The organism is Rhodococcus rhodnii NBRC 100604 (genome assembly GCF_001894925.1).
Classification (GTDB): Bacteria; Actinomycetota; Actinomycetes; order Mycobacteriales; family Mycobacteriaceae; genus Rhodococcus_F; species Rhodococcus_F rhodnii.
The window spans coordinates 271,306-295,821 of record NZ_BCXD01000006.1; the positions used below are offsets into that span (position 1 = coordinate 271,306).

Below are 24,516 nucleotides of genomic sequence, written 5' to 3' on the forward strand. Positions count from 1 at the left end.
GCTTCGCGCTCGTGAGTGACCTTCCGGTGTGGGGGCCGGAAGATCACTCACGAGCGGCGTGCCGCCTACAGCTGTAGATCCTTGGCGATGATGGTCTTCATGACCTCGTTCGTCCCGCCGTAGATGCGGGAGACACGGGTGTCGGCGTAGAGACGCGCTATGGGGTACTCGCGGATGTAGCCGTAGCCGCCGTGCAGTTGCAGGCACTTGTCGATGACGCGGCCGGCCGTCTCCGTCGTGAACAGTTTGACGCGTGCGGCATCGGGGACGGTGAGCTCGCCGCGGTTGTGGAGTTCGATCGCGCGGTCGGTCATCGCCACGATCGCCTCGACGTCGGCCGAGCACTCGGCGAGCACGAACTTCGAGTTCTGGAACGACGCGACGGAGCGGCCGAACACGGTGCGCTCCTTCGTGTACGCGAGGGCGTGCTGCAGCGCCGCGGCGGAACTCGCCGCCGCACCGATCGCGATCGCGAGCCGCTCCTGCGCGAGATTGTGGGTGAGGTAGGAGAATCCGTCGCCCTCGTTGCCGAGCAGATCCTCGACCGGGACCTTCACGCCGTCGAACGAGAGCTCCGCGGTGTCCGACGCGGCGAGCCCGATCTTCTCGAGCTTGCGGCCCACGGCGAATCCCTCCGCAGTGGTGTCGACGACGAGGATCGAGAGCCCCGCCCGGCGGTTCTCGGGATCGAACGGCGTCGTGCGACACACGACGAGAATGCGATCCGCGAGTGCGCCACCCGTGATGAACGTCTTGGCGCCCGTCACGACGTAGTGCGAGCCGTCGGCGGAGAGCTTGGCCGTCGTCGCGATGTTCGCGAGATCGGAGCCCGTGCCGGGCTCGGTCATCGCGATGGCGAACATGATGTCGCCCGAACAGAATCCGGGAAGCCAGCGCTGCTTCTGCTCGTCCGACGTGTACTCGAGCAGATACGGGAGAATGAGATTCGTGTGTACGGACTGACTTCCGAACGACACTCCCGCCGCCGCCGTCTCCTCGGCGATGACGAGCGAGTAGGTGATGTCGTCGGTTCCGCCGCCGCCGTACTCCTCGGGCACCTGGATGCCGAGCACACCGAGCTCACCGAGCCGGTTGTAGAACGCGCGCGGCGGGTGCCCCTGCTTCTCCCACTCGGGATACACGGGAACGACTTCCTTCGCGATGAAGTCGCGGATGGTCTTTCGGAAGACCTCGTGGTCCTCGCCGAACACTGTGCGCTGCACGTCGATCGTCTCCTGTCTAGTTGTCGCGGTACTCGCGAAGCAGGCCCTTCGCGATGATCTGCTTCTGGATCTCGCTCGTTCCCTCGCCGATGAGCAGGAACGGAGCTTCGCGCATGAGCCGTTCGATCTCGAACTCCTTCGAGTACCCGTAGCCGCCGTGGATGCGGAAGCTCGCCTGCGTCACCTCGGCGCAGTATTCGCTCGTGAGGTACTTGGCCATGCCGGCGGCGACGTCGTTGCGTTCGCCGGAGTCCTTGAGCCGTGCGGCGTTGACCATCACGAGGTGCGCCGCTTCGACTTTCGTCGCCATCTCCGCAAGCGAGAACGCGATCGCCTGATGTTCGGCGATGGGCTTGCCGAACGTCCGCCGCTGCTGCGCGTATCGGACGGCGAGTTCGAACGCACGCTGAGCGACGCCGCACGCACGTGCCGAGACGTTGACGCGCCCCACCTCGACGCCGTCCATCATGTGCGCGAAGCCCTTGCCCGGTGTGCCGCCGAGGATGTCGCACCCGCTCGCGCGGTAGCCGTCGAAGAGCAGTTCGGTGGTGTCGATGCCCTTGTAGCCCATCTTGTCGATCTTGCGGGGAATCGTCAGCCCCGGCTTCACCTCGCCGAACCCGGTCGGCTTCTCGACGAGGAATGTCGTGAGTCCGCGATGCGGCCGTTCGGCGTCGTGCTCGGTGCGGACGAGCGCCGCGACGAGCGTCGAGCTGGCGCCGTTGGTCAGCCACATCTTCGCGCCGTCGATCGTGTAGTCGCCGTCGTCGCCGAGCTTCGCGCTGGTCCTGATCGCGGCGACGTCCGAGCCGAGTTCGGGTTCGCTCATCGAGAATGCGCCGCGCACCTCGCCGGTCGCCATGCGCGGGAGCAAGCGCTGCTTCTGCTCGTCCGTCCCGTGCTGTCGCAGCATGTGGGCGACGATGAAATGGGTGTTGACGACGCCGGACACGCTCATCCAGCCGCGCGCGAGTTCCTCGACGCACAGCGCGTACGTCAGCAGTGATTCGCCGAGACCGCCGTACTCCTCGGGGATCGTCAGCCCGAACAGCCCCATCTCCCGCATGCCCTCGACGATCTCGTGCGGGTAGGTGTCGGTGTGTTCGAGTTCTTGTGCAGCGGGGATGATCTGCTTGTCGACGAAACGCCGCACGGTGTCGACGATCTCGGTCTGGAACTCGCTCAGTCCTAGCGTCTGCGCGAGGCGCGTCATGGCATTCCCTTCGTCCGGCGTCGTCCGATTCAGCATGCCCCCGGGACGGGCGCTCCCACCACGCCTCGTCGGCTATCGGACCGATAGCGGGAGCCAATGAACACCCGGCTCGGCGGTCCGAGCGCGACACATAGGAAGTGGCGATCGGTCGGATCGCAGAACTCTCTTTGCGGCGTGACCGCTCCGCGCCGTTCAATCGATGTGATGCAGCGCACTGCTGCAGTGTGGGTGTGACCCGACGGCGTTTCCGGAAAGGAACAGCAATGACCACTACCGACGCGAGGTCGACGGGGTCGTCGCGCGACGAGCCTGCCTCGTCCGCCGACGCGGACACCCGGACGATCGTCGCGCCCGGCAGCGAATCGCGCCGCACGGCGTGGGGCTTCACGGCGCTGCTGGTGACGCTGTACGTCGTCAACTATGCCGACAAGGCGGTTCTGGGCATCATCGCGCAGCCGCTCATGGCCGAGTTGGGGATGGACAACTCGCAACTCGGGCTCGTGGGAAGCCTGTTCTTCCTGACCTTCACGATCGGCGGATTCTTCGCGGGTGCCATCAACCGCTGGTTGTCGCTGCGGTGGGCGATCCTGATCCTCGCCCTGTGCTGGGCGGCCGCGATGCTGCCGCTGGTCGCGGTCGCTGCCTTCGGCGTTCTCGTCGCGAGCCGCCTGTTCCTCGGTCTCGCCGAGGGCCCGAGTTCCGCGCTCATCCACACCGCGGCCTACTCGTGGCATCCGCCGGCGAAGCGTGGGCTGCCAGGTGCGCTCATCGCGGGCGCGGCGTCGATCTCGAAGATCGCGGTCGCGCCGATCCTCGCCGTCGTCACGGTGAGCCTCGGATGGCGTGCCGCGCTGGTCACGCTCGCGATCGCCGGCGTGCTGTGGTGCGTCGTGTGGCTCGCGACGTGGCGCGAGGGGCCGTACATCGCACGGGCCGCGGGTGCCGACGCGACGCCGGCGGCGACCGAGCCGGCCGTGCCCTGGCGCACCATCTTCCTCTCGCGGACCTTCGTCGGGGGCGTTCTTCTGGTCATGAGCGTGTACGCGCTGGTCACGGTCGTCCTGACCTGGCTGCCGTCCTACTTCGAGGTGGGCCTCGGCTACAGCAGGCTGCAGGCGGGCTCGATGTTCGCCTTCCCGTCCATCGCGGGTCTCGTGCTCATGTTGCTCTCCTCGTCGATCGGCGATCGCCTCATCGGCCGGGGTGCGACGTCGCGCGTGGTGCGGATCGTCGTCCCGTCGATCGGTGTTCTCGTGTGCGGTGCGATCCTGTTCGCGCTCCCCTCGATCTCGGCGCCGGCCGTCGCGGTCGCGGTGGTGTCGATCGGGTACGGCTTCTCGTCGTCGGTCTTCCCGCTTCTCAACGCCGCGGTCTCCGAGATCTGCCCGCCGCGCCAGACCGCGGGCACCCTCGGAGTCTTCATGGCGCTCATGGCGATCGGTGGACTCGTCGCGCCGTATGCGACGGGCATGATCGTCGACGCCGCAGCGACGCCCGCCGCGGGATACGCGAGCGCCTTCCAGATCCTGGGCCTCGTCGCCGCGGTGTGTGCCGTCGCCGCGCTGCTGCTCGCGAACCCCGAGCGAGACAAGGCCCGTATCCGGGGCGTCGTGGCGTCCGCATAGGACCGGGCTCATCGACCGTGAGCGGAAAACACATTGTGGCCCCGCGCAATTCGTGGTCGATTCGATACGAGTGAACCAACGACAGGACACCGAAACACGTGGCGCGAGCCGCGGAGAGAAGAGGACCCCATGCGCGATGCAGTGATCGTCGACGCCGTCCGCACCCCGATCGGACGCCGCGGCGGCGCCCTCTCGGGCATCCATCCCGCCGACCTGTCGGCGCACGTACTCGAAGCGTTGACGGAGCGAACGGGGCTCGACCCGGCCCGCATCGACGACGTGATCTGGGGGTGCGTCAGCCAGGCGGGCGAGCAGGCAACGAACATCGCCCGCACGGCGATACTCGCGGCAGGCTGGCCGGAGACGGTCCCGGGGACCACCGTGACCCGTGCGTGCGGGTCCAGTCAGCAGGCCGTCGGAATGGCTGCCGCAGCGGTGATCTCGGGACAGCTCGACATCGTCGTCGCGGGCGGCGTCGAGTCGATGAGCCGGGTGCCGATGGGGTCCGCCGCGAAGGCGGGCGAGAACTACCCGGCGACGGTGCTGGACCGCTACGGCATCGACGGTTTCAGCCAGGGCACGGGCGCCGAGATGATGGCCGAGAAGTGGGGTCTGACCCGCACCGTGCTCGACGAGTTCTCGCTGCGGTCGCACGAACTGGCGGCGGCTGCGAGCGATCGGGGCGCGTTCGACGGGCAGCTCGCGACGGTCCCCGGGGTCATCGAGGGCGACGAGGGCATTCGCCGCGGCGGCACGCTCGAGAAGCTCGGGTCACTGAAGACCGTGTTCAAGGAGGACGGCGTCATCCACGCCGGAAACGCGTCCCAGATCTCCGACGGTGCCGGTGCGCTGCTCGTGATGTCGAGCGAGACCGCGGCCGAGAACGGGCTCACCCCGCTTGCGCGGGTCCACACCTCGGTGGTCGCGGGCGACGACCCCGTGATGATGCTCGCGGGCCCGATCCCGGCGACCGAGAAGGCACTGAAGCGCTCGGGGCTGTCGATCGACGACATCGGAGCGTTCGAGGTCAACGAGGCGTTCGCGCCGGTTCCGCTGGCGTGGCAGATTGAGACCGGCGCCGCGAGCGAGCGTCTCAACCCGCTCGGCGGCGCGATCGCCGTCGGCCATCCGCTCGGCGGTTCGGGCGCGATCCTCATGACGCGGCTCGCACACCACATGCGGGACAACGACATTCGCTACGGATTGCAGACGATGTGCGAGGCAGGCGGTATGGCGAACGCGACGATTCTCGAACTCCTCTGACCATCAGCGAAAGGAACCACATCATGGAACTGGCCGGACACTCGATTGCCGTCACCGGCGGCGCCTCGGGACTGGGACTCGCCACGGCGCGCCGCATCGTCGACGCGGGCGGTGCCGTCACGCTGATCGATCTGCCCACCTCGGACGGCGAGGTCGCGGCGAAGGAACTCGGTGAGGCGGCGCGGTTCGCGCCCGCCGACGTCACAGATCGTGAGCAGTTCGCGGCGGCACTCGACGTCGCCGACGAGCAGGGCGGTCTGCGTGGGCTCGTGCACTGCGCGGGAGCAGGGCGGCGCATGCGCATCCTCGACAAGGAGGGCAACGCCGGGTCGGCCGAGGACTTCGAATTCGTGATCCGGCTGAACCTCGTCGGGTCGTTCCACGCGCTCTCGCTCGGCGCGGAGCGGATGGCGCGGCAGTCCGATCTCGACGGCGAGCGCGGATCGATCGTCCTCACGGCGTCCGTCGCGGCGTTCGAGGGGCAGATCGGCCAGATCAACTACGCGGCCTCGAAGGCAGGCATCGTCGGCATGACGATCGTGGCGGCACGCGATCTCGCGAGCAAGCACATTCGCGTCAACACGATCGCTCCGGGAACGATGGACACGCCGCTGCTGAGCCGGTTGCGTGACGACGTGCGCGCGTCGCTCGCCGCGTCGATCCCCAATCCGTCGCGGCTAGGGCGGCCGTCCGAGTTCGGGCAACTCGCCGTCTCGATCCTCGAGAACAGTTACCTCAACGGCGAGACGATCCGGCTCGACGGCGCGATCCGGATGGCCCCCCGGTGACCACGACCGGTACGGCCGCCGATACGGCGGCGACGCTCCTCCACTACCCGCGCACGAGCGTCGGCGCGCTGCCGACGGCGATGGCAGCCGCGTACGGCGACCGGGCGGCGATCGTCGACGGCGAGCGCACCACCACCTACCGCGAACTCGACGAGCGCTCGGGCGCGGTGGCGGCGGCCCTGCACGAGAAGGGCGTCGGACGCGGATCCGTCGTGCTGCTGCATCTCGGCAACAGTGCGGAATTCGCCGTCGTGTACTACGGGGCGCTGCGCGCGGGCGCCACGGTGACGCTGACCAATCCGCTGCAGCCGGTGCCGGGTCTGCGCTCCCAGATCGCGGAGACCGGTGCGCGCGTGGCATTCTCGGAGAACGAGGGCTACGGACGTGTACTCGATGCCGCCGACGGCACGGACCTCGCCGTCGTCGTCGTGGGTGCGGAGGCCGCCGAGCGTGGCGCCGTCACGCTCGCGGAGTTCACCGCCGGCGCAGGTGCGTCGCCGCCGCTCGCGATCGAACCCGACGACGTCGCGCATCTCGCGTACACGGGCGGCACCACCGGAGCGTCGAAGGGCGTTCGTGTGCTGCACCGCAATGTGATCGCGAACGTCACGCAGATGATCGCGTGGCGTGCCGGGCACGCCGTCGTCGAGGACGCCGAGGGCATCGTGCATCTCGAACCGCGTGACGACGCCGGTGTGCGGGGTGTCGATCCGGGTGCGGCGGCAACCGTCGTCGTCTCGCCGTTGTTCCATGCGCACGCCCTGATCAACATGTCGTTCCTGTTGCTGTGCGGCGCGACTCAGGTGCTCGCGGGTCGTTTCGATCCGGGCCGGATGCTCGAACTCGTCGAGCGACATCGCGCCACGTACATCACGGGCAGCCCTGCGATGTGGCACGCTCTCGCGACGCATCCCGACGTCCGGACCCGAGACCTGAGCTCGGTGCGCGTCGTGTCGTCGGGCGCGGCGCCCATCGACCGCGTGACGCTCGAAGCACTGGCCGCAGCGTTCCCCGGCGGCTCGGTCGTCGAGGGGTACGGACTCACCGAGGCGACGTGTCTCGTGGCGTCGGCGCCGCTGACCGCGGACGGCGAATACCGCATCGGCAGTGTGGGATTGCCGACCTTCGACACGGAGATCGAGATTCGCGAGGTCGGCGGGTCCGGCCCCGCGCTCGGCCCGGGTGAGCGGGGCGGGCTGTGGGTGCGTGGCCCGCAGGTGACGGACGGCTATCTCGGGCATCCGGAGATCACGGCGCATCAGTACGTCGACGGGTGGCTCGACACCGGCGACGTCGCGTACAAGGACGAGGACGGCTACGTCTACATCTGCGACCGTGCCAAGGACATGCTGATCTACAAGGGCTACAACGTGTATCCGCGCGAACTCGAGGAGATCCTCGTGACGCACCCGGACGTCTCGGAGGCCGCGGTCGTCGGCCGCGAGGTGGGGGCCGTGGGCCAGGAACCGGTCGCGTTCGTCGTTCCCGCCGCAGGACGGGCGATCGACGAGGACAAGCTCATGGCCTTCGTGGCAGAGCAGGTCGTTCCCTACAAAAAGGTGCGGGACGTGATCGTGGTGCCGTCGCTGCCGGTCTCCGCCGCAGGAAAGATTCAGAAGGTGGAGTTGCGTCGAAGAGTGAGCTGAATCACTACGAAATGCAACGGTGCGTTGCATTTCGTCGCTACGGTGGAGGTATGAGTCCCGAGACCGGCGCACGATCCCGACCGTCTGTGCTGCCCACACCGCGAATGCTGCTGTCGTGCAACCCACGCACCGACGAACCGGTCGGCGAGGTTGCGGCGGCGGACTCTGCGGCGGTCGCCACTGCCGTGCGGGGCGTCCGCGCAGCAGCACCGGCGTGGGCGGCGCTGGACACCGCTGCGCGTCGTCGTAATCTCGACCGGTGGCGCCGAATCATGGCTCGGCGCTCCGGTGAGCTGCGACGTCTTCTCGCGGAGGAAGCGGGCAAGGCGCCGGCCGACGCGCTACTGGAGTTCGACCTCGTGCTCCACCATCTCCAGTGGGCGGCAGCGAATGCACGCCGTGTGCTCGCCCCACGCCGGGTCGGTTCGGGGTCGATGATGCTCGGTCACCGCAGCACGCTGATCCGGCGCCCCTATGGCGTCGTCGGCGTGATCGGCCCGTGGAACTATCCCGTCTACACGCCGATGGGCTCCATCGCGTACGCCCTCGCGACGGGAAATGCCGTGGTGTTCAAGCCCAGCGAGTACACACCGCTGACCGGTGCGTGGCTCGCGGAGACGTTCGCCGAGGCGGTGCCCGATCACCCCGTGCTCGTGTGCGTGCACGGCGGTGGTGAGACGGGAGCGGCGCTCGTCGCGGCGGGAGTCGACAAACTCGCCTTCACCGGATCGGCCGGGACCGGCCGGAAGGTGATGGCGGCGTGTGCGGAGTCGTTGACTCCCGTGCTGATGGAACTGGGTGGCAAGGACTCGGCGATCGTCGACGCCGATGCCGATCTCGAGGCCGCTGCCGACGCCATCGTGTGGGGCGGGCTGATGAACTCCGGTCAGACGTGTGCAGGCGTCGAGCGCGTCTACGTCGTCGGAGACGTCTACGACCGCATGCTCGCTCTGATCGCCGATCGGGCCGAAAAACTCACGGCAGGAGTGGAGTACGGCGCCATCGCCATGCCCGGCCAGATCGACGTGATCGCCCGTCACATCGACGCCGCGCTGGCCGACGGTGGCCGCGCCGTCGTCGGCGGGCGTGAGTCCGTCAGGCCGCCGTTCGTCGATCCCGTGGTGCTCGCCGACGTCCCCGAGACCTCCGAGGCGGTGCAGTCCGAGACGTTCGGCCCGGTGCTGGTCGTCAACCGGGTGACGGACCTCCAGGAGGCGATCGACCGTACCAACGCGAGCCGATACGCGCTGGGAGCCGCAGTGTTCGGGAAACGGCGCGCACGATGGGCGGCGTCCCGGTTGCGCGGTGGCATGGTGGCGGTGAACGGTGTGGTCGACTTCGGGGCGGTTCCAGGGCTACCGTTCGGTGGCAACGGCGCATCCGGGTTCGGCCGCATCCACGGGATCCCCGGGCTCGAGGAGTTCACGACGTGTACGTCGATCACCGAGAAGCGGTTTCGATTGCCGATCAGGCCGCAGCGTTTCGGCCGGAACGCCCTCGACCTCCGCGCGCTCGAACTACTGCTGATGCGGCATCGCCGAGGGCGTGGATGAAGCGGCAGCGGCCGAGGCGTGCCGACGAGATATTCGACGTCGCGGTCCGTCTGCTCGTCGAGCGCGGGTACGACGCCGTCACGGTCGAGGACATCGCGCGTGATGCGGGCGTGGACAAGACCACCCTGTACCGCTGGTGGAGCGGCAAGGACGAGTTGCTCTCGGACGCGTTGCGGCGAGGTGATCTCCTCGCGCTCACCGTCCCCGACACCGGCACGCTGCGAAGCGATCTCGTGGCGATGCTCGGCCAGATCGCCACGCTGCTCGAATCACCCGCGACCCGAACTCTTCTCGCATCGCTGATCGGCGGCGGCCGTCCTGCCCTCGCCGTGCTCGCAAACGAATTCGTCGACGATCGACTCGGCGCCCACACCGAGATTCTGACGCGGGCCGTCGACCGCGGCGAGGTCGACTCCGGCACCACGGCGGAGGAACTGTTCCATCCGCTGATCGGCGCGGTGTGGATTCGGGTGCTGCTGCGGGGGCGGTCGGCCGACGAGGACTTCGTATCCGACCTGGTCGACCGTGCGCTCCGCGGCGTCGCGCCTGGGTGAGGGAGCGCCGGGTCGTCCCTCAGGGCTCATCTACTGCGGACGGCGGTCTGGACGGTGGTCTCCCACACTGCGAAGATGGCGAGCCCCACCGCGGCGAGTGCCCACCGCGACAGACCGGACGTGACCTCCAGGCCCACCGTCACCGCGAGCACGACGAGAAAACACACCGGCCAGGTTCGCCGTCGAATACGCCGTCCGAATTCCGGAGACTCGTCGGTGTTCGGCACTGGCCGCATCGGCTCGGTCCTCATGAATGTTCTCCCCTGTCCGCCGCAGCACGACGCGCCCAGCGTAGCCGGAACCAGCCATGGTCGTGCGCAATCGAATTGGCGGATGCCGTGATCGTCCGCTCCGTCCGTCTCACGCCCGCTGGGGGCGGTCGGCTGGGACGGCGCCCGCCGCAGCGTGGAGCGACGTGACCGGGCCAGCCGCCCACGACTACACCTTCGTCGACTGGATCTACGGTCCGACGGCGCTGCGCGCTCGTGCGTGACTTTCCGGCCCCTGCACCGGAAGATCGCTCACGAGCGGCGTGCCGCCTTGACCAGGCCGCGGCCGATGATGAGCCGCTGGATCTCGCTGGTTCCCTCGTAGAGCCGTAGCAGCCGGACGTCGCGGTAGATCCGCTCGACCGGAACCTCGCGCATGTACCCGCTGCCGCCGTGGATCTGGACGGCGAGGTCGGCGACCTTGCCCACCATCTCGGTGCAGAACAGTTTGACGGCGGACGGGGCGATCCGGCGGTCGGTCCCGTCGACCCACGCCCGCGCGGCGTCGCGCACCATCGCCCGTCCCGCCATCACACCGGTCTGCTGATCGGCGAGCATCGCCTGCACGAGCTGGAACTCGCCGATCGCGGTGCCGCCCTGCGTCGCGGTCGCGGCCCAGGCGACGGACTCGTCGAGCGCGCGCTGCGCGGTGCCGACGGAGAGCGCCGCGATGTGGACGCGCCCGCGTGCGAGCGACGTCATCGCCGCGCGGTAGCCGACGTCCTCGCTGCCGCCGACGAGCGACGCAGCGGGAACCCGGACGTCGGCGAAGTGCACGTCCGCGGTCCAGGCGCCCTCCTGTCCCATCTTGCGGTCCTTCGCCGCGAGGGTGATGCCGGGGGCGTCGGCGGGCACGAGGAAAACGGCGATGCCGGTGCCGCTGTCGTCGGCGGGCCGCGTGCGCGCGAACACGACGAACAGGTCGGCGATCGGCGCGTTCGTGATGAACCGCTTCTCGCCGGAGATCACCCAGTCGTCGCCGTCACGGACCGCCTTGGTGCGCAGCCCTGCGGGGTTCGAGCCCGCGCCGGGCTCGGTGAGCGCGAACGACGCGACGACCTCGCCCGACGCGATGCGTTCGAGCCACTGCTCGCGCTGCTCGTCGGTACCGAATCCGACGAGGACCTGGCCGGCGATCCCGTTGTTGGTCCCGAACATCGAGCGCAACGCGAGCGAGGTGTAGCCGAACTCCATCGCGAGCTCGACGTCCTGGGTGAGATCGAGCCCGAGCCCGCCCCACTCCTGCGGAATCGCGTATCCGAACAGTCCCATGTCCTTCGCGGCGCTGCGGACGTCCTCGGGGATCGCGTCGGAGTCGAGGATCTCCTGCTCGCGCGGGACGACGACGTCGCGCACGAACGAGCGCGTCTGAGCGAGGATGTCGGCGAAGTCCTCGGCTGCCACCTGGGACTTCGCAGGGCTCTGGGCAGTGGTCATGGTCCCCACTGTGCGCTCGGCGGACGACCGCGTCCAATACGAGATCGAGCACGGTTCCATAGTCACTGCGAATGGATCGGACGGGGTCGATCCCGGCATCTGCGGGTTAGATTTCCGGCAACGGACCCGCAAGTCGTCGAAAGGCCACCGAGCATGCCGCAATTGTTGGACGGACGTACCGCTGTCGTGACGGGTGGTGCGCAGGGCATCGGATTCGCGATCGCTCGCGAGTTCGTCGACGCCGGTGCGCGTGTCGTGCTCGGCGACCTGAATCTCGATGCGGCACAGGCGGCTGCCGACGAACTCGGTGGATCGGCCGTCGCGACGGCGGTCCGCTGCGACGTGACGGCCTCGTCCGACGTCGATGCACTGCTGGCCGCCGCCGTCGACGGGTACGGAAGCCTCGACGTCCTGGTGAACAACGCCGGCATCACCCGTGACGCGACCATGCGCACGATGACCGAGGACGACTTCGATCTCGTGATCGACGTGCACCTCAAGGGGACGTGGAACGGAATCCGCAAGGCCGCTGCCGTCATGCGCGAGGCGAAACGCGGTGCGATCGTGAATCTCTCGTCGCTGTCGGGCAAGGTCGGCATGGTCGGCCAGACCAACTACTCGGCGGCGAAGGCCGGCATCGTCGGGATGACCAAGGCGGCGGCCAAGGAGATGGCGCACCACGGTGTGCGCGTCAACGCCGTCGCGCCCGGACTCATCCGCTCCGCGATGACCGAGGCCATGCCGCAGAAGGCGTGGGATCAGAAGATGGCCGAGATCCCGATGCAGCGCGCGGGCGAGGTGTCCGAGGTCGCGAGCGTCGCGCTGTTCCTCGCGTCCGACATGTCCTCGTACATGACGGGCACGTGCCTCGAGGTGACCGGCGGCCGATTCATGTGACGCCCCCACCGCCCCGCCTCCCGAACCCTTCCCGAAAGGCACGCCATGCGTGACGTCGTCGTCTGTGAACCCGTCCGTACCCCCATCGGCCGCTACGGCGGAGCGGTCGCATCGCTCACCGCCGCGGAACTCGGAACGATCGCGCTCCGAGGGCTTCTCGACCGCACCGGGCTCGCACCCGAAGCCATCGAGGACGTGATCCTCGGCCACTGCAACGCGACGAGCGAGGCGCCCGCGATCGGCCGCGTCGTCGCGCTCGATGCGGGACTGCCGATCACCGTGCCCGGAATGCACATCGACCGCCGGTGCGGGTCGGGGCTGCAGGCGGTGATCCAGGCGGCGATGCAGGTCGGCACGGGCAACGACGACGTCGTGGTCGCGGGTGGAACCGAGTCGATGAGCAACGCGTCGTTCTACTCCGTCGACATGCGCTGGGGAGGTGCGCGATCCGGAATCGCGATGCACGACAGCCTCGCTCGTGCGCGCTCCACGGCAGGCGGTAAGCATCACCCCGTCGCGGGCGGCATGATCGAGACCGCCGAGAACCTCCGGAAGCAGTACGAGATCACGCGCGAGGAGCAGGACGAACTCGCGGTCGCGTCGCATCTGCGTGCCGTGCGGGCGCAGAAGGACGGCGTCCTCGCCGAGGAGATCGTGCCCGTGGCGGTGCAGACCAAGGGCGGCGAGCAGATCGTCGACACCGACGAGCACCCGCGTCCGGACGTCTCGCTCGACTCGCTCGCTCGGCTGAAGCCGATCATGGCGAAGGCGGATCCCGCCGCGACCGTGACGGCGGGCAACGCGAGTGGCCAGAACGACGCCGCCGCGATGTGCATCGTCACGACACCCGAGGTCGCCGAGCGCCACGGGCTCCGGCCGCTCGTGCGGCTCGTGTCGTGGGGGCTCGCGGGCGTTCCGCCGTCGACGATGGGGATCGGACCGGTCCCCGCGACGGCCGCCGCGCTGGGCAAGGCAGGCCTGACGCTCGCCGACATCGACGTCATCGAGCTCAACGAGGCGTTCGCGGCGCAGGCCCTCGCCGTCACCCGCGAGTGGGGCTTCGGGCGCTTCGGTGAGGGCGGCGACTTCGATCGCACGAACGTCCACGGGTCGGGGATCTCGCTCGGCCATCCCGTCGGCGCGACGGGCGTGCGGATGCTCGCGTCGCTCGCGCGGGAACTGGATCGCCGCGAGGCCCGCTACGGTCGCGAGACGATGTGCATCGGTGGTGGTCAGGGGCTCGCGGCGGTGTTCGAACGGGTCGCCTGACTCAGACGGCGCGGTCGCGCGCGTACTCGCGCACGAGCGTGACGAACGCGCGGCCCACCGGTGAGAGTGCCGCCTCGTCGAACGCGATCCCGAACGGTCGCGCGAACCGCGGCTCGACGGGACGCACGACGGCGCGGTCCGCCGCCGACTCCGCGATGGAGCGCTCGAGCAGCGTCCCGCCGATGCCGGCGAGCACCATGGCGAGGCGCTCCTCGCGGTGCTCCGACAGCACGGCGAGCGGGGGGCGCGCTCCCGCGGACCGGATAGCCTCCTCGATCTCGTCGGCGACGGACTGCCCGCGCGGCACGAAGACCATCGGGATGCGCGGTAGTTCGGCCAGCGGGACGGGCCCGTCGGGCAGGTCGGTGCCGGGCGGATAGACGAGCCAGTACTCCTGCTCGCCGAGCACGACGACGTCGAGGTCGTCACCGGCGATCGGGAGGTGGGCGACGACGAACTCGCAGTGCCCGTCCTCGATCACGGACGGCGCCTGGTCCTCGTCGCGAAGCTCGCCGAACCGGACGTTGACGCTGGGGTTCGCGCGCCGGAAGGCGCCGACGAGATCGACGATCGGCCCCATCGCGGTGGGCGGGAACGCGAGGATGTCGAGCCGGCCGGTGAGCACGTCGTCGGACACCGCGAGCAGATCCTCGGCGGCGCCGACGTCGCGGACGATCTGCCGAGAGGGGCCGACCATCGTGCGGCCCGCGGAGCTGAGCACCATGCCGCGGCCGATGCGATGGAACAACTGGACGCCGAGTTCACGCTCGAGTGCCCGGAGCGCCTGCGACACGGTCGGTTGTGCGACGCCGAGCGCCGATGCGGCGCCGCCGATCCCGCGGTGCTCCACGACGGCGAGGAAGTACTCGATCTGCCGTAGCTCCATCGCTTCTCCTACTCGTGGTCCGTGTGAGGGTCGGCCGGGCGGCCGAACACACCGCGGGCGACCGCGACGAACGCCATCGCCGCGGGGGACGGACGGCCCGAGCGGAGCACGAGCCCGTACTCGCGCGTGAGCGGCGGATCGATCGAGAACTGCACGGTGCGCGGGAGCTGCCCGTCGGCGACGGCGCGCGGGACGACGGTGCCGCCCGCACCGCGGTCGACGAGTTCCCAGGTCGCGGTCGGATGCGAGCAGTCGACGACGACGTTCGACGCGCCCGGCGCGACGAGATCGGCGAGCAGCGCCGCGGTGCTCTGATCGCCCATGTCGACGACGAGGGGGAGCGCGCGCACCTGCTCTCGCGGGACGGGGTCGGGCACGCCGTCGGCGAGCGCGGGTGGCAGCGCGAGGACGAGTTCCTGCGTGCCCAGGGGGACGGTCGTGAACGGTGCGTGATCGGCCGAGAGATCGACGACGCCGACCTCCGCGTCGCCCCGTCGCAGTGCTGTCGCCACCGCCCCGGGGCCGTCGACGGCCACGATGCGCACCGTGAGATTCGGGAATCTGTCGCGGAATTCGCGCGTGAGGGTTACGAGCGGATCGATGCTGAACGCCGCGTACGTGACGACGTCGACACGACCCGATTCGAGGGTGCGGACGGCCTCGACCTTCGCCTTCGCGCGAGCGACGTCGGCGAGGATGCGCCGGGCGGCGGTGTCGAGCGTGCGGCCGGCCTCGGTCAGCTCGAGCCTGCGGCCGGTGCGGTCGAAGAGCGTCACCCCGAGCCGCCGCTCCAGGGTGCGGATCGCCTGCGACAGCGACGGCTGCGAGATGTAGAGCGACTGCGCGGCCTTGGTGATCCCGCCGTGGTCCACGACTGCGACGAAGTACGTGACGAGATGCAGATCCACGCCTCTATCGTACGGAGTCGCTGTGACCGGGAGCACCCGAGCCCTGGCGCAGTGGTCGCGCGCTCACCGTCCGGTCCAGCGGGGTGCGCGTTTCTCGGTGAAGGCACGGGCGCCTTCCTGCGCGTCGTCGGACGCGAACACGGGGTCGAGGTAGGCGCGCTGCGCTTCGAGCGCGTTGCGGTCGGTGTACTGCACGGCCATCGCCATGACCTGCTTGCTCGCCTTCACCGCGAGCGGTCCGTTCGCGGCGATGCGCGCGGCGAGTTCGCGCGCGGAGTCGAGCGCGGCACCGGGCTCGGCGAGCGTGTTGACGAGGCCGAAGTGGTGCGCGCGTTCGGCGCCGAGCGGATCGCCGGTGAGCGCGATCTCCATCGCGATCTGGTACGGCAGGATCTTCGGCAGCCGAAGCAGCCCGCCCGCCGCTGCGGCGAGCCCTCGCTTGACCTCGGGGAGACCGAACTTCGCGTCGCGCGCGGCGACGATCAGATCGGCGGAGAGCGCGAGTTCGCAGCCACCGGCGAGCGCCCAGCCCTCGACCGCGGCGATCATCGGTTTCGTCGGCGGGGACGAGACGACGCCGGCGAAGCCGCGGCCGGGCAGCGACGGCCGCTCGCCGCGCGTGAATGCCTTGAGATCCATTCCGGCGCAGAATGTGCCGCCCGTCCCGGTGAGGATCGCGATCGACAGATCGCTACGCGCCTCGAACTCGTCGATCGCTGCGGCGACGCCTTCGGCGACCTCGAGGTTCACCGCGTTCTTCGCCTCGGGGCGGTTGATGGTGATCACGGCGACCCCGTCGGCGAACTCGGTCAGGACACTGCTCATGGAAGGCTCTCCTCGTCTACGTGGTGGTGGTGCCGGTCGTCGCCGGGGTCTCGGCGGGGGCCGTGGCTGCGGGTCCGGTCGCGAACCAGTGCAGGGGGGATTCGTCGCAACGCCGCACGACGCCGCGGTCCGCGAGGACGACGAGGTGGGCGTGGGTCTCGCGAACGGCCATGCGGCGCAGGTCGGCCGACATCGCTGCGAACGGGCGCGACCAGGTGACCGATTCGGTGACGTCCCACGACGTCGACTCGGGCCGGTCGGCGACGACCGCGGCGATCTCGTCGAGCCGTTCCTCGTGATGTGCCAGCAGGTCTCGTGCGCGCTGCGCGATCCCGGCGAACCGGTACTCGTGCGACGGCAGTGCTTCGTAGTCGTCGGGGACGGTCACCGTGTTCGTGAGCGACGCGAGGTACTCGGCGAGCGGGTCGTCCAGCTGTCCCGGGATCACCGACACGTTCGGGCTGATGCGGGGCAGCAGGTGATCGCCGCTGAAGACGAGGCCGTGGGCGTCGTCCACGAAACACAGATGCCCCGGAGTGTGGCCGGGAGTCCAGACCGCGCGCAGGTCCCATCCGTCGAGCTGCAGCGGATCACCGTGCGAGAGCTGGACGTCCACCGTACGGCCGCCCGCGAAGCGCACCAGCGTGTGCGGGTGGGAGTCGGCGACGGGCGGGGGCGCGCCGAGCTGCCGCAACTGCCGGGCGGACCGCGTCTTCTCGTCGGTCAGGGCGGCTCGGTCGAGGTGGGTCAGGTGGTGCGCGTCGGCGCGGTGCATCGCGACGACGGCGTCGGTGTGCTCGAGCACGCGGGGCACGAGGCCGAAGTGATCGGGGTGGAGGTGGGTGACGGCGATGTAGCGCACCTGCGACACGTCGCTGCCGATGTGCCGGAGGCCGTCCGTCAGTGCTCGCCAGGACTCGTCGCTCGCCCAGCCCGCGTCGATCAGCGCGATGCCGTCCGGCAGGGCGAGCGCGTAGACGAGGACGTAACGGAGCGGATTGCCCGGCATGGGAACGGGAATCGACCACAGGCCGGGCCGCACGTGCTCGACGGGCGGCATGACGCGGTCGGCCCACGCCTGCTTCTGTGCGTCGCCCGTGACGCGCACGGCCGTCATCGTGCACCCGCGAGCGAGTCCGACAGTTGTTCACGGAGAGTGCGTTTGAGGAGTTTACCGGTCGCACCGCGCGGCATCTCGTCGACGAACACGACCCGGCGCGGCTTCTTGAACGACGCGACCCGCTCGGCCGCGAACGCGATGAGTTCGGCTTCCGACGGGACGACCGAGCCTGCGCGAACGCGCACGACGGCGGTGACCGCCTCGCCCCACACGATGTCGGCGACACCGACGACCGCCACCTCCGCGACGGCGGGGTGCTCGGCGAGTGCGGATTCGACCTCGACGGGATAGACGTTCTCCCCGCCCGAGATGATCATGTCCTTGATCCGGTCGGTGACGAAGAGATAGCCGCTGTCGTCGAGATGTCCCGCGTCGCCGGTCCGCAGGAAGCCGTCGTCGGTGTAGAGCTCCGCGGTCGCGTCGGGGCGCCGCCAGTAGCTGCGAGTGTTGTTGCGTGAGCGACACACGATCTCGCCGGTCTCACCCGCCGCGAGTGTCTCACCCGTCGCGGTGTCGCGGATCGAGATCTCGACGCCCGGCATCGGTGTGCCCGCGGACGTGAGGAGTGCGGCGTGTGGCCCCGACGGATCATGGTCCTCGACGCGCAGCGCCGTGACCGACCCCGCGGTCTCCGTCATGCCGTACCGCTGCAGGAAGCCGCAGCCCAGCGCCTCGATCGCGCGGGTGAGCAGGGTCGTGGTGATCGGCGCCGACCCGTACGCGACGACGCGCAGGCTCGACAGGTCGTGCTCGCGCGACGCCGGATCCTCGATGAGCATCTGGATCGTCGACGGCACGAGGAACATGTGACTGATGCGGTGCCGTTCGACCGTCTCGGCGACGGCGCGAGCGTCGAACCGCGGCAGCAGGACGAGCGGAATGCCCGCCGACACGCACGACGACATCCACCCGGCGCCGGCGATGTGGAACAGCGGCATCGCGTCGAGCGCAACCGAATCGGGCCGCCAGTGATACACCGCGAAGCCGTCGGCGTCGTTGTGGAGGTTGCGGTGGGTGATGACGACGCCCTTGGGGCGGCCGGTCGTGCCCGACGTGTAGAGCTGCAGCAGCGGCGCGTCCGGGTCGGCGCCGAAGCCTGGATCGCACAGCGTGCCCGACGCCGTGAACGCGTCGAGTTCGTCGCCCGCGAGCAGGACCGTCGCGTCGGGGAGCGCCGTGCGGACTGCGTCTGCGACGGCCGTGTGCGCCGGATCGGCGACGAACACTGTGACCTCGGCGTCCACTGCGACGGCCGCGAGTTCGTGTGCGGGGAGGCGCCAGTTGAGCGGAGTGAAGATCATTCCCGCCTTCGCGCTCGCGACGAACAGTGCAGCGCCGGGGAGTCCGGTCTCGAGGGCTGCCCCGATGTGATCGCCGGGCGCGGCGACGCGAGTCAGCGCGTCCGCGAGGCGCGTCGTCAGTGCGTCGAAGGAGGCGGCGTCGAGCGAGCGCTCACCGTCGACGATCGAGAGCGCGTGGGGCTGCGTCGCAGCGAGAGTGCGTACTCGTTCGGGCAGATGCAGACCGCTCACGTGTGCCTCCTGACAGCGATGTCCCAGCGTTGCGGTCTCGTGCGATCCGCCCCACCCATCGGACCACGTTGTGATCGGCACCTCAATATCGACGAGACTCATCGAGCATGAGGGTGTGCCTATGGCGCGGGTGTTGACCCCACTGCCTACCGGGGCGAGAGTGACGATGTGGACTCACTCCCGTTGGACGGCATCACGGTGGTCGCGCTCGAGCAGGCGGTGGCGGCGCCGCTCGCGACCCGTCATCTCGCCGACATGGGTGCGCGCGTCATCAAGATCGAGCGCGTCGGTGAGGGCGACTTCGCGCGCCACTACGACGACGCCGTGCACGGGCTCGCGACGCACTTCGTGTGGCTCAACCGGGGCAAGGAGTCGTTCGCGCTCGACGTCGCGACCGAGCGCGGCCGGGACCTGCTGCGGCGGCTCGTCGCCCGCGCCGACGTCTTCGTCCAGAATCTCGCGCCCGGCTCGGCGGAACGCCTCGGGTTCGGTGCGGAGACACTGCGAGCCGAGCATCCTGAGCTCGTCGTCGTGAACATGTCCGGATACGGCTCGTCCGGACCGTATCGCGACCGCAAGGCGTACGACATGCTCGTGCAGGCGGAGGCGGGACTGATCTCCGTCACCGGCACCGAGGCGGACGCGGCGAAGACGGGGGTGCCGTCGTCCGACATCGCCGCCGGAATGTACGCGCTCACCTCGATTCTCGCGGCACTGTTGCGTCGAGCGACCACCGGTGCGGGAGCGACGATCTCGGTCTCGATGTTCGATGCCACCGTCGAGTGGATGGGCCACCCGATGTACATGCGGCTCTACGGTGACCGGCAGATCGCGCGAGCCGGCGTCGGGCATGCGGCGATCGTTCCGTACGACAGGTACCCCACGAAGGACGGCGAGATCCTCATCGGCGTACAGAACGATCGAGGATGGAAGGCGCTGGTGGAGAGGGTGTTCGAGCGGCCCGATCTCGCCGAGGACCAGCGATACGCGACCAACATCGCGCGGGTCCGTGCGCGCGACGAGGTCGACGCGCTGGTCGGCGACATGGCGCGGCAGTACACCACGGCGGAACTCGACGCCCGCCTCGCCGCCGCCGGCATCCCCGCCGCCGAGATCCGCGACCTCGCGGGCGTCGTCGAACATCCCCAACTCGCGGCGCGCGACCGGTGGCGCACCGTCGACACCGAAGTCGGACCCGTCCAGGGCTTGCTGCCGCCCATGACGTTCGACGACGTCGAGATGGCGATGGGCGACGTCCCCTCGCTCGGTCAACACAACGACACGATTCTCGCCGAGTTGGGGGAGTAGTCATTGCTGCGCGAATCGGCATGTGCAGCACGCATTTACGGTCGAGATCCGTGCCCGAGAATCTCCCTCTGACCGCAGTGCTCACCGCTACAGTTGCGGACGTGGGGCGGTGAGCACTCAGGGGGGCGAATGATCACGGGCGGGGATTCTCCGGACGGCGACGACGGCACGGGTACGCCGCGCCTGGTCCTGGCCGGGGTGACGAAACGGTACGAGCGGGACGGGCCGCCGGTGCTCGATGACCTCCACGGCGTCTTCACGGCGTCGCGCGTGTACTGCGTTCTCGGCGCATCGGGTAGCGGAAAGACGACGTTTCTCGAATGCGCCTCAGGGCTTTCCCGGGTGTCGTCGGGGACCGTCCTGCTGTCGGGAATCGACATCACGACGCTGTCGGACGGCGCACTCGCCGGGTTCCGCAGATCCGATATCGGATTCGTGTTCCAGCAGGATTCGCTGATCGAGTCGTTGTCGCTGCTCGAGAACGTTCTGCTCCCTGCCCGCCTAGCCCGTGCGCCGATGCGCGAAGCCGAGGCGATCGCACACGAGTTACTTCGGATCGTCGGACTCGACGGCCTCGCCGCACGTCTGCCGGGCAGCCTCTCCGGCGGTCAGCGGCAGCGCGTCGGCATCGCGCGGGCACTGGTGATGCGCCCGTCGGTGGTGTTCGCGGACGAGCCCACCTCGGCACTGGACGACGGAAGCGCTGCCGATGTGCTCGGACTGCTACGAGACCTGTGCGTGTCGTACGACGCCACGGTCGTCATGGTCACCCACGACCCCCGTGCTGCACGCGCCGCCGACGAGGTGTTCGAGCTCGTCGACGGGGCGCTGGTGTCGAGAGTTCGCCGGTGACCGATACGGCCGTCGTCGCCGAGGGACTGCGCCGGGCCGATGCCGCCGCATGGCGGGCAGTGGGCCTCGTCCTGTTCACGACAGCACTTCTCTGCTCCACGTCGGGCTCCGTGCTCGGACTGCTCGCGACGGCCGATACGGCCGACGGCGGCGTCTTCCGGCCGGACACAGCGGCGTTGGTCGCCGACCCCGCGTCGGTGTGTGCGGCAGCCGATGTCGAGTCGCGGCTCGACACAGTCGATCCCGGGGCGTCCACGATGCGGGTCGTCCCGCGCCGCGCGGATGTCGACGGAGTGCCGACCGTGCTGGTGGGCGATTCGCTCGTGAGGGTCGTCGCCGCCGACATCCGGCCCGCGGCAACGCAACCGGGTCGTGTCGAGGGCTTGTCGTATGCGGGCGAGACGAACGTGACACGACGCGAACGACTCTCGGCGGTGCAGGTCGACGACGCCGTGCTCGGGCGGTTGGCCGGCAGCGATCGCGTGGGCGCGATCATCGTGTCCGGGGCACCGGCGGATGCCGTCGCCGACGTCGCGGCGAAGTGCGGCTGGACCGTGGAGTCGCCGTCCTCTGTGGCCGCGGATCTCGGAATCGTGCCGGCATCGGATGTTTCGGGTGCGATGGCGGCACTGTCGACGATGGTCGGATTCGTGGTCCTGCTCGCCGTCGTCGTCCTGTCCTCGTCCACCGCTCTCGCGACCGTGCACATGCTCCCGACGCTGGCGGTCGTCCGCGCCGTGGGAGCCGGCAGAATGCAGCTGGTCTTCCTGCACCTTCGGACGCTCCTCGGCGCCGCGGCAGTCCCGACAGCCGTCGGTGCAGTGTGTGGTGTTCCGGCGAGTGCGCTGCTGCTGATGTTCCTGCGGCACAACGGCGCCGTGCCCGAGTCGGTGGCGTGGGAACCGAGCGTCGGAGTACTCGGTGGAGCGCTGCTGTCCGGGATCGCCGTCGTCGTCGTTGCTGTCGTGGGCGCCGGCGTCTCGCTGCGCCGGGTGTGGAGGTGCGCGCCGTCCGATGTGTTGCGGCCACCACGGGCCGGACGTTCGTCGCGGACTCTCGCGAGGTTCCTCGGCGGTGTCTCGGTGCTGGCGATCGGGTCGACGATGATCGTGCCGATCGCGATGTCCGACCGTGTCGGCGGTGCCACGATCGGGTTCTCCATGGTCGTCCTGCTCGCGCCCGCTGCGGCACTCCTGGCCCCGTGGCTCGTCCTGCCCCTCGTTTCGGTGGCCGGGCGGGTGTGGTCGGCGGTGGACCGGCGGGTGGGCGGAGTGGTAGCGGCCGATCTGCGCTTCTACGACCGATTCGTCGTGGCGACAGGGACGCCGGTGCTCGTCGCCGTCGCGCTCGTGTCCACCCTGTTCGGGCTCCAGCCGACGCTCGCCGCTGCCTACGCGGATCAGGCTCACGACAGCACGCCGGGAGCAGTCGTCGTGCGCGGCACGGCAGTCGAGGTCGAGGAGGCATTCCTCCGTGACGAGATCGACGGTGAGCGCACTCCTGGCGGCTCCACGTGGGCAGTCGTGGGTGTTCCCGGATCGATGCTCGACCGGGGAGAACTCGACCCCGGTGCGACGTCCGGGGCCGTGACGGGCCTCGGTGCAGACGAATTCGCCGCCTCCGAATCCCTTGCGGGGAAGCAGCACTGGAAGCTCGGAGGTACGTACTCGGTGCCGATGCCGGACGGCTCCGAGAAATCGCTCACGTTGCGGTTCACCTACGGGCGCGATCTGGTGTTCGGCCAGATCCTGGTGGACGGCAGCACTCTCGCTGCTGTGGCAACTGCGCCGTACCCGGTGGCGCGGCTCCAGTCGGGGACGGCCGACTCCGTCGGCACCCTCGGCATGCAGGGCGAGGTCACCATCGCTTCGACGGAAGCGTTGGTGATCGCCGTCCTCGTCGTCTATTGCGCTGCTGCACTGTCGGGGTCGGTCGTACTCGGTGTGTACGGACGCAAACACCACTTCGTAGCACTGCGGAGGCAAGGAACCACGGCCGGACAACGCGCGCGACTGCTGATCGCCGAGACGACCGTCGCCGTCGGTGCCGCAGTCACGATCGGCCTGGTGGTCGGAATGGTGACCCTGCTACCGACCGGAATGCTCGGAGCAGGCCTCGGATCGGTGCGGATCGGGGCGTGGACGTGGGGAGTGGGAGTCGGCGCGGTGATCGTCGCCGCGGTCGGAGCGGTGGCCGGACTTCGGGCGATCGGCGACATCGAGTCCGGCATGCCCGACCGTTCGGCAAGCACCCGGCCGGTCACAGCACGACACGGCGAAGCAGACCGAGTCGGCTCCTGATCCGGTCCGTGTCGGCGAGAAGCCGCGCGTCGTCGTAGAGCATGTCCAACGGCACCGACGCGAGAAAGTCCGTCACGATGTCACGGTCGTGGAGGACGTCGACGAGGTTCGCGAACCGCTGCATCGGTTCGCGACCCACGGTGTTCAGCGGCGGGATGCCGGCGATCACCCAGTGCGGAAAGTCCTGTGCCAGAACGCGATAGTCGGAAGGTGCCGTCGCCTCCTCGCACAGCGCGGCGAAGTCGATCCACAGTTCGCCGCCGGCGGCGCGCCGGGCACGGATCGGACGTCCCGCCGGTGTGAGGGTGCGCTCCTCCTCGGCCGCGGGTGTCCGGAGAGCGTGCGGTGCCGCCGACGCGGACACGACCCACCTTCCGGCAGCGAACCCCGCCTCGTCACTCGACTTCGTGTGTCCTCGCCCCGAACGGTAGTCGACCGGCCCGTCGACGGCCGTCACGGCGAACGCGTCCGCAATCAGGTCGATCGTCGGCAGGAAATCGTCGTGGAACAGGGGATTCGGCAGCAAGGCGTGTGGCGCGTAGTTCGACGTCACGATCACCCGGACCCCGCGGTCGAGCAGGACCGGAAGCCAGCGTGCGATGAAGATGCCGTCCGCGGGGTCGTGCACGTGGAACTCGTCGAAACACACGACGTCTGCGTCGCCGACGAGGTCGTCGAGCGCCGCAGGGAGATCGTTGCCGTGCCTGCGAATGGCGAGGTGCAGGTCGCGGAAGAACTCGTGGAAGTGGACGCGGAGTTTCCGGTGGGTCGGCGCCGCGTCGAAGTACGTCGCGAGCAGCCAACTCTTCCCTCTGCCGGGCGGACCCCAGAGATAGACGTTCGAGTCGGAGGCGAGCGCGTCCACCGCGCCGACCTGGGCATCGTCGAGGGGGAATCCGGCCCTTTCGGCGGCATCCGCGAAGACGGAAACACTCACGGAAGCAGAGCGACGCGAGCGCCGCGGCGGGCGAGTCCAGCGCATGGCGTGACGCTAGCAATCTGCTCGTATACGACGGGACGACCTCGGCTGTGGGAACGCTCACGAAGT

Annotated in this window: 20 protein-coding genes; 11 read left to right on the forward strand and 9 right to left on the reverse strand. The window is 69.4% G+C overall.

All coding sequences use genetic code 11. The features are described 5' to 3' along the window. Positions 1-65: 65 nt before the first annotated feature. Together RR1_RS06805 and RR1_RS06810 are read right to left on the reverse strand one after the other, a co-directional pair. Positions 66-1,223 carry an acyl-CoA dehydrogenase family protein gene (locus RR1_RS06805; RefSeq protein ID WP_010837669.1) on the reverse strand — a complete coding sequence of 386 codons (1,158 nt, stop codon included), beginning with the start codon at positions 1,221-1,223 and terminating at the stop codon, positions 66-68. A 16-nt stretch (positions 1,224-1,239) separates the two neighbouring features. Beyond that, positions 1,240-2,436, reverse strand: a complete 1,197-nt coding sequence (locus RR1_RS06810; protein WP_040772672.1) for an acyl-CoA dehydrogenase family protein — start codon at positions 2,434-2,436, stop codon at positions 1,240-1,242. Between the two features lie 263 nt (positions 2,437-2,699). On the opposite strand from RR1_RS06810, the gene RR1_RS06815 reads away from it, so the two are divergent. The 6 genes from RR1_RS06815 (at position 2,700) to RR1_RS06840 (ending at position 9,865) form a co-directional block, all read left to right on the forward strand. Then, entirely contained in the window at positions 2,700-4,061 is a 1,362-nt protein-coding gene (locus RR1_RS06815; protein ID WP_040772640.1) for an MFS transporter, read from the forward strand. Between the two features lie 129 nt (positions 4,062-4,190). Beyond that, positions 4,191-5,324 carry a thiolase family protein gene (locus RR1_RS06820; protein WP_010837665.1) on the forward strand — a complete coding sequence of 378 codons (1,134 nt, stop codon included), beginning with the start codon at positions 4,191-4,193 and terminating at the stop codon, positions 5,322-5,324. Positions 5,325-5,347: 23 nt separating this feature from the next. Then, positions 5,348-6,112 carry an SDR family NAD(P)-dependent oxidoreductase gene (locus RR1_RS06825; RefSeq protein ID WP_010837664.1) on the forward strand — a complete coding sequence of 255 codons (765 nt, stop codon included), beginning with the start codon at positions 5,348-5,350 and terminating at the stop codon, positions 6,110-6,112. Between the two features lie 80 nt (positions 6,113-6,192). After that, positions 6,193-7,758: a class I adenylate-forming enzyme family protein gene (locus tag RR1_RS06830; RefSeq protein ID WP_081634122.1), complete on the forward strand. Its 1,566-nt coding sequence runs from the start codon at positions 6,193-6,195 to the stop codon at positions 7,756-7,758. A gap of 50 nt (positions 7,759-7,808) precedes the next feature. Continuing rightward, positions 7,809-9,311, forward strand: a complete 1,503-nt coding sequence (locus tag RR1_RS06835; protein WP_051111110.1) for an aldehyde dehydrogenase family protein — start codon at positions 7,809-7,811, stop codon at positions 9,309-9,311. Next, positions 9,308-9,865 carry a TetR/AcrR family transcriptional regulator gene (locus tag RR1_RS06840; protein WP_010837661.1) on the forward strand — a complete coding sequence of 186 codons (558 nt, stop codon included), beginning with the start codon at positions 9,308-9,310 and terminating at the stop codon, positions 9,863-9,865. The genes RR1_RS06835 and RR1_RS06840 overlap by 4 nt, the downstream gene beginning before the upstream one ends. 521 nt (positions 9,866-10,386) lie before the next feature. Here RR1_RS06840 and RR1_RS06845 read toward each other — a convergent pair. Then, complete coding sequence (locus RR1_RS06845; protein WP_040772670.1) at positions 10,387-11,571, reverse strand: acyl-CoA dehydrogenase family protein; 1,185 nt, start codon at positions 11,569-11,571, stop codon at positions 10,387-10,389. 153 nt (positions 11,572-11,724) lie between these two features. Between RR1_RS06845 and fabG the strand changes: the two genes are divergently transcribed. Beyond that, complete coding sequence (fabG, locus tag RR1_RS06850; RefSeq protein ID WP_010837657.1) at positions 11,725-12,468, forward strand: 3-oxoacyl-ACP reductase FabG; 744 nt, start codon at positions 11,725-11,727, stop codon at positions 12,466-12,468. Between the two features lie 45 nt (positions 12,469-12,513). Beyond that, positions 12,514-13,737, forward strand: a complete 1,224-nt coding sequence (locus RR1_RS06855; protein WP_010837656.1) for an acetyl-CoA C-acetyltransferase — start codon at positions 12,514-12,516, stop codon at positions 13,735-13,737. Position 13,738: 1 nt separating this feature from the next. Here RR1_RS06855 and RR1_RS06860 read toward each other — a convergent pair whose 3' ends face one another. The 5 genes from RR1_RS06860 to RR1_RS06880 form a co-directional block, all read right to left on the reverse strand. After that, entirely contained in the window at positions 13,739-14,623 is an 885-nt protein-coding gene (locus tag RR1_RS06860; protein WP_010837655.1) for a LysR family transcriptional regulator, read from the reverse strand. An 8-nt stretch (positions 14,624-14,631) separates the two neighbouring features. Continuing rightward, positions 14,632-15,531: a LysR family transcriptional regulator gene (locus RR1_RS06865; RefSeq protein ID WP_072713609.1), complete on the reverse strand. Its 900-nt coding sequence runs from the start codon at positions 15,529-15,531 to the stop codon at positions 14,632-14,634. A gap of 63 nt (positions 15,532-15,594) precedes the next feature. Then, the gene (locus RR1_RS06870; protein ID WP_010837653.1) at positions 15,595-16,356 is read right to left on the reverse strand and encodes a crotonase/enoyl-CoA hydratase family protein; all 762 of its coding nucleotides are present in this window, start codon (positions 16,354-16,356) and stop codon (positions 15,595-15,597) included. A 16-nt stretch (positions 16,357-16,372) separates the two neighbouring features. Further along, complete coding sequence (locus RR1_RS06875; RefSeq protein ID WP_010837652.1) at positions 16,373-17,473, reverse strand: MBL fold metallo-hydrolase; 1,101 nt, start codon at positions 17,471-17,473, stop codon at positions 16,373-16,375. Further along, positions 17,470-19,008, reverse strand: coding sequence for an AMP-binding protein (locus RR1_RS06880; protein ID WP_010837651.1), 1,539 nt, complete (start codon positions 19,006-19,008; stop codon positions 17,470-17,472). The genes RR1_RS06875 and RR1_RS06880 overlap by 4 nt, the downstream gene beginning before the upstream one ends. A gap of 168 nt (positions 19,009-19,176) precedes the next feature. On the opposite strand from RR1_RS06880, the gene RR1_RS06885 reads away from it, so the two are divergent. The 3 genes from RR1_RS06885 (at position 19,177) to RR1_RS06895 (ending at position 23,468) form a co-directional block, all read left to right on the forward strand. After that, positions 19,177-20,316, forward strand: coding sequence for a CaiB/BaiF CoA transferase family protein (locus tag RR1_RS06885; RefSeq protein WP_010837650.1), 1,140 nt, complete (start codon positions 19,177-19,179; stop codon positions 20,314-20,316). Between the two features lie 129 nt (positions 20,317-20,445). Beyond that, a complete protein-coding gene (locus RR1_RS06890) occupies positions 20,446-21,168 on the forward strand; it encodes an ABC transporter ATP-binding protein (protein ID WP_010837649.1) in 723 nt (240 codons plus the stop codon). Continuing rightward, a complete protein-coding gene (locus tag RR1_RS06895) occupies positions 21,165-23,468 on the forward strand; it encodes a hypothetical protein (protein WP_010837648.1) in 2,304 nt (767 codons plus the stop codon). Before RR1_RS06890 ends, RR1_RS06895 begins: the two co-directional genes overlap by 4 nt. On the opposite strand, the gene zapE is transcribed toward RR1_RS06895, so the two are convergent. Beyond that, positions 23,428-24,405, reverse strand: a complete 978-nt coding sequence (zapE, locus tag RR1_RS06900) for a cell division protein ZapE (RefSeq protein WP_010837647.1) — start codon at positions 24,403-24,405, stop codon at positions 23,428-23,430. The two genes, RR1_RS06895 and zapE, sit on opposite strands and share 41 nt — an antisense overlap. Positions 24,406-24,516 lie beyond the last annotated feature (111 nt).

Bases quoted from the DNA above. Each gene is read 5' to 3' on its own strand.
- RR1_RS06890 (WP_010837649.1), top strand. From the start codon at position 20,446: ATGATCACGGGCGGGGATTCTCCGGACGGCGACGACGGCACGGGTACG.
- RR1_RS06855 (WP_010837656.1), top strand. From the start codon at position 12,514: ATGCGTGACGTCGTCGTCTGTGAACCCGTCCGTACCCCCATCGGCCGC.
- RR1_RS06860 (WP_010837655.1), bottom strand. From the start codon at position 14,623: ATGGAGCTACGGCAGATCGAGTACTTCCTCGCCGTCGTGGAGCACCGC.
- RR1_RS06845 (WP_040772670.1), bottom strand. From the start codon at position 11,571: ATGACCACTGCCCAGAGCCCTGCGAAGTCCCAGGTGGCAGCCGAGGAC.
- RR1_RS06875 (WP_010837652.1), bottom strand. From the start codon at position 17,473: ATGACGGCCGTGCGCGTCACGGGCGACGCACAGAAGCAGGCGTGGGCC.
- RR1_RS06820 (WP_010837665.1), top strand. From the start codon at position 4,191: ATGCGCGATGCAGTGATCGTCGACGCCGTCCGCACCCCGATCGGACGC.
- RR1_RS06830 (WP_081634122.1), top strand. From the start codon at position 6,193: ATGGCAGCCGCGTACGGCGACCGGGCGGCGATCGTCGACGGCGAGCGC.
- RR1_RS06840 (WP_010837661.1), top strand. From the start codon at position 9,308: ATGAAGCGGCAGCGGCCGAGGCGTGCCGACGAGATATTCGACGTCGCG.
- RR1_RS06825 (WP_010837664.1), top strand. From the start codon at position 5,348: ATGGAACTGGCCGGACACTCGATTGCCGTCACCGGCGGCGCCTCGGGA.
- RR1_RS06870 (WP_010837653.1), bottom strand. From the start codon at position 16,356: ATGAGCAGTGTCCTGACCGAGTTCGCCGACGGGGTCGCCGTGATCACC.
- RR1_RS06835 (WP_051111110.1), top strand. From the start codon at position 7,809: ATGAGTCCCGAGACCGGCGCACGATCCCGACCGTCTGTGCTGCCCACA.
- fabG (WP_010837657.1), top strand. From the start codon at position 11,725: ATGCCGCAATTGTTGGACGGACGTACCGCTGTCGTGACGGGTGGTGCG.
- RR1_RS06815 (WP_040772640.1), top strand. From the start codon at position 2,700: ATGACCACTACCGACGCGAGGTCGACGGGGTCGTCGCGCGACGAGCCT.
- RR1_RS06810 (WP_040772672.1), bottom strand. From the start codon at position 2,436: ATGACGCGCCTCGCGCAGACGCTAGGACTGAGCGAGTTCCAGACCGAG.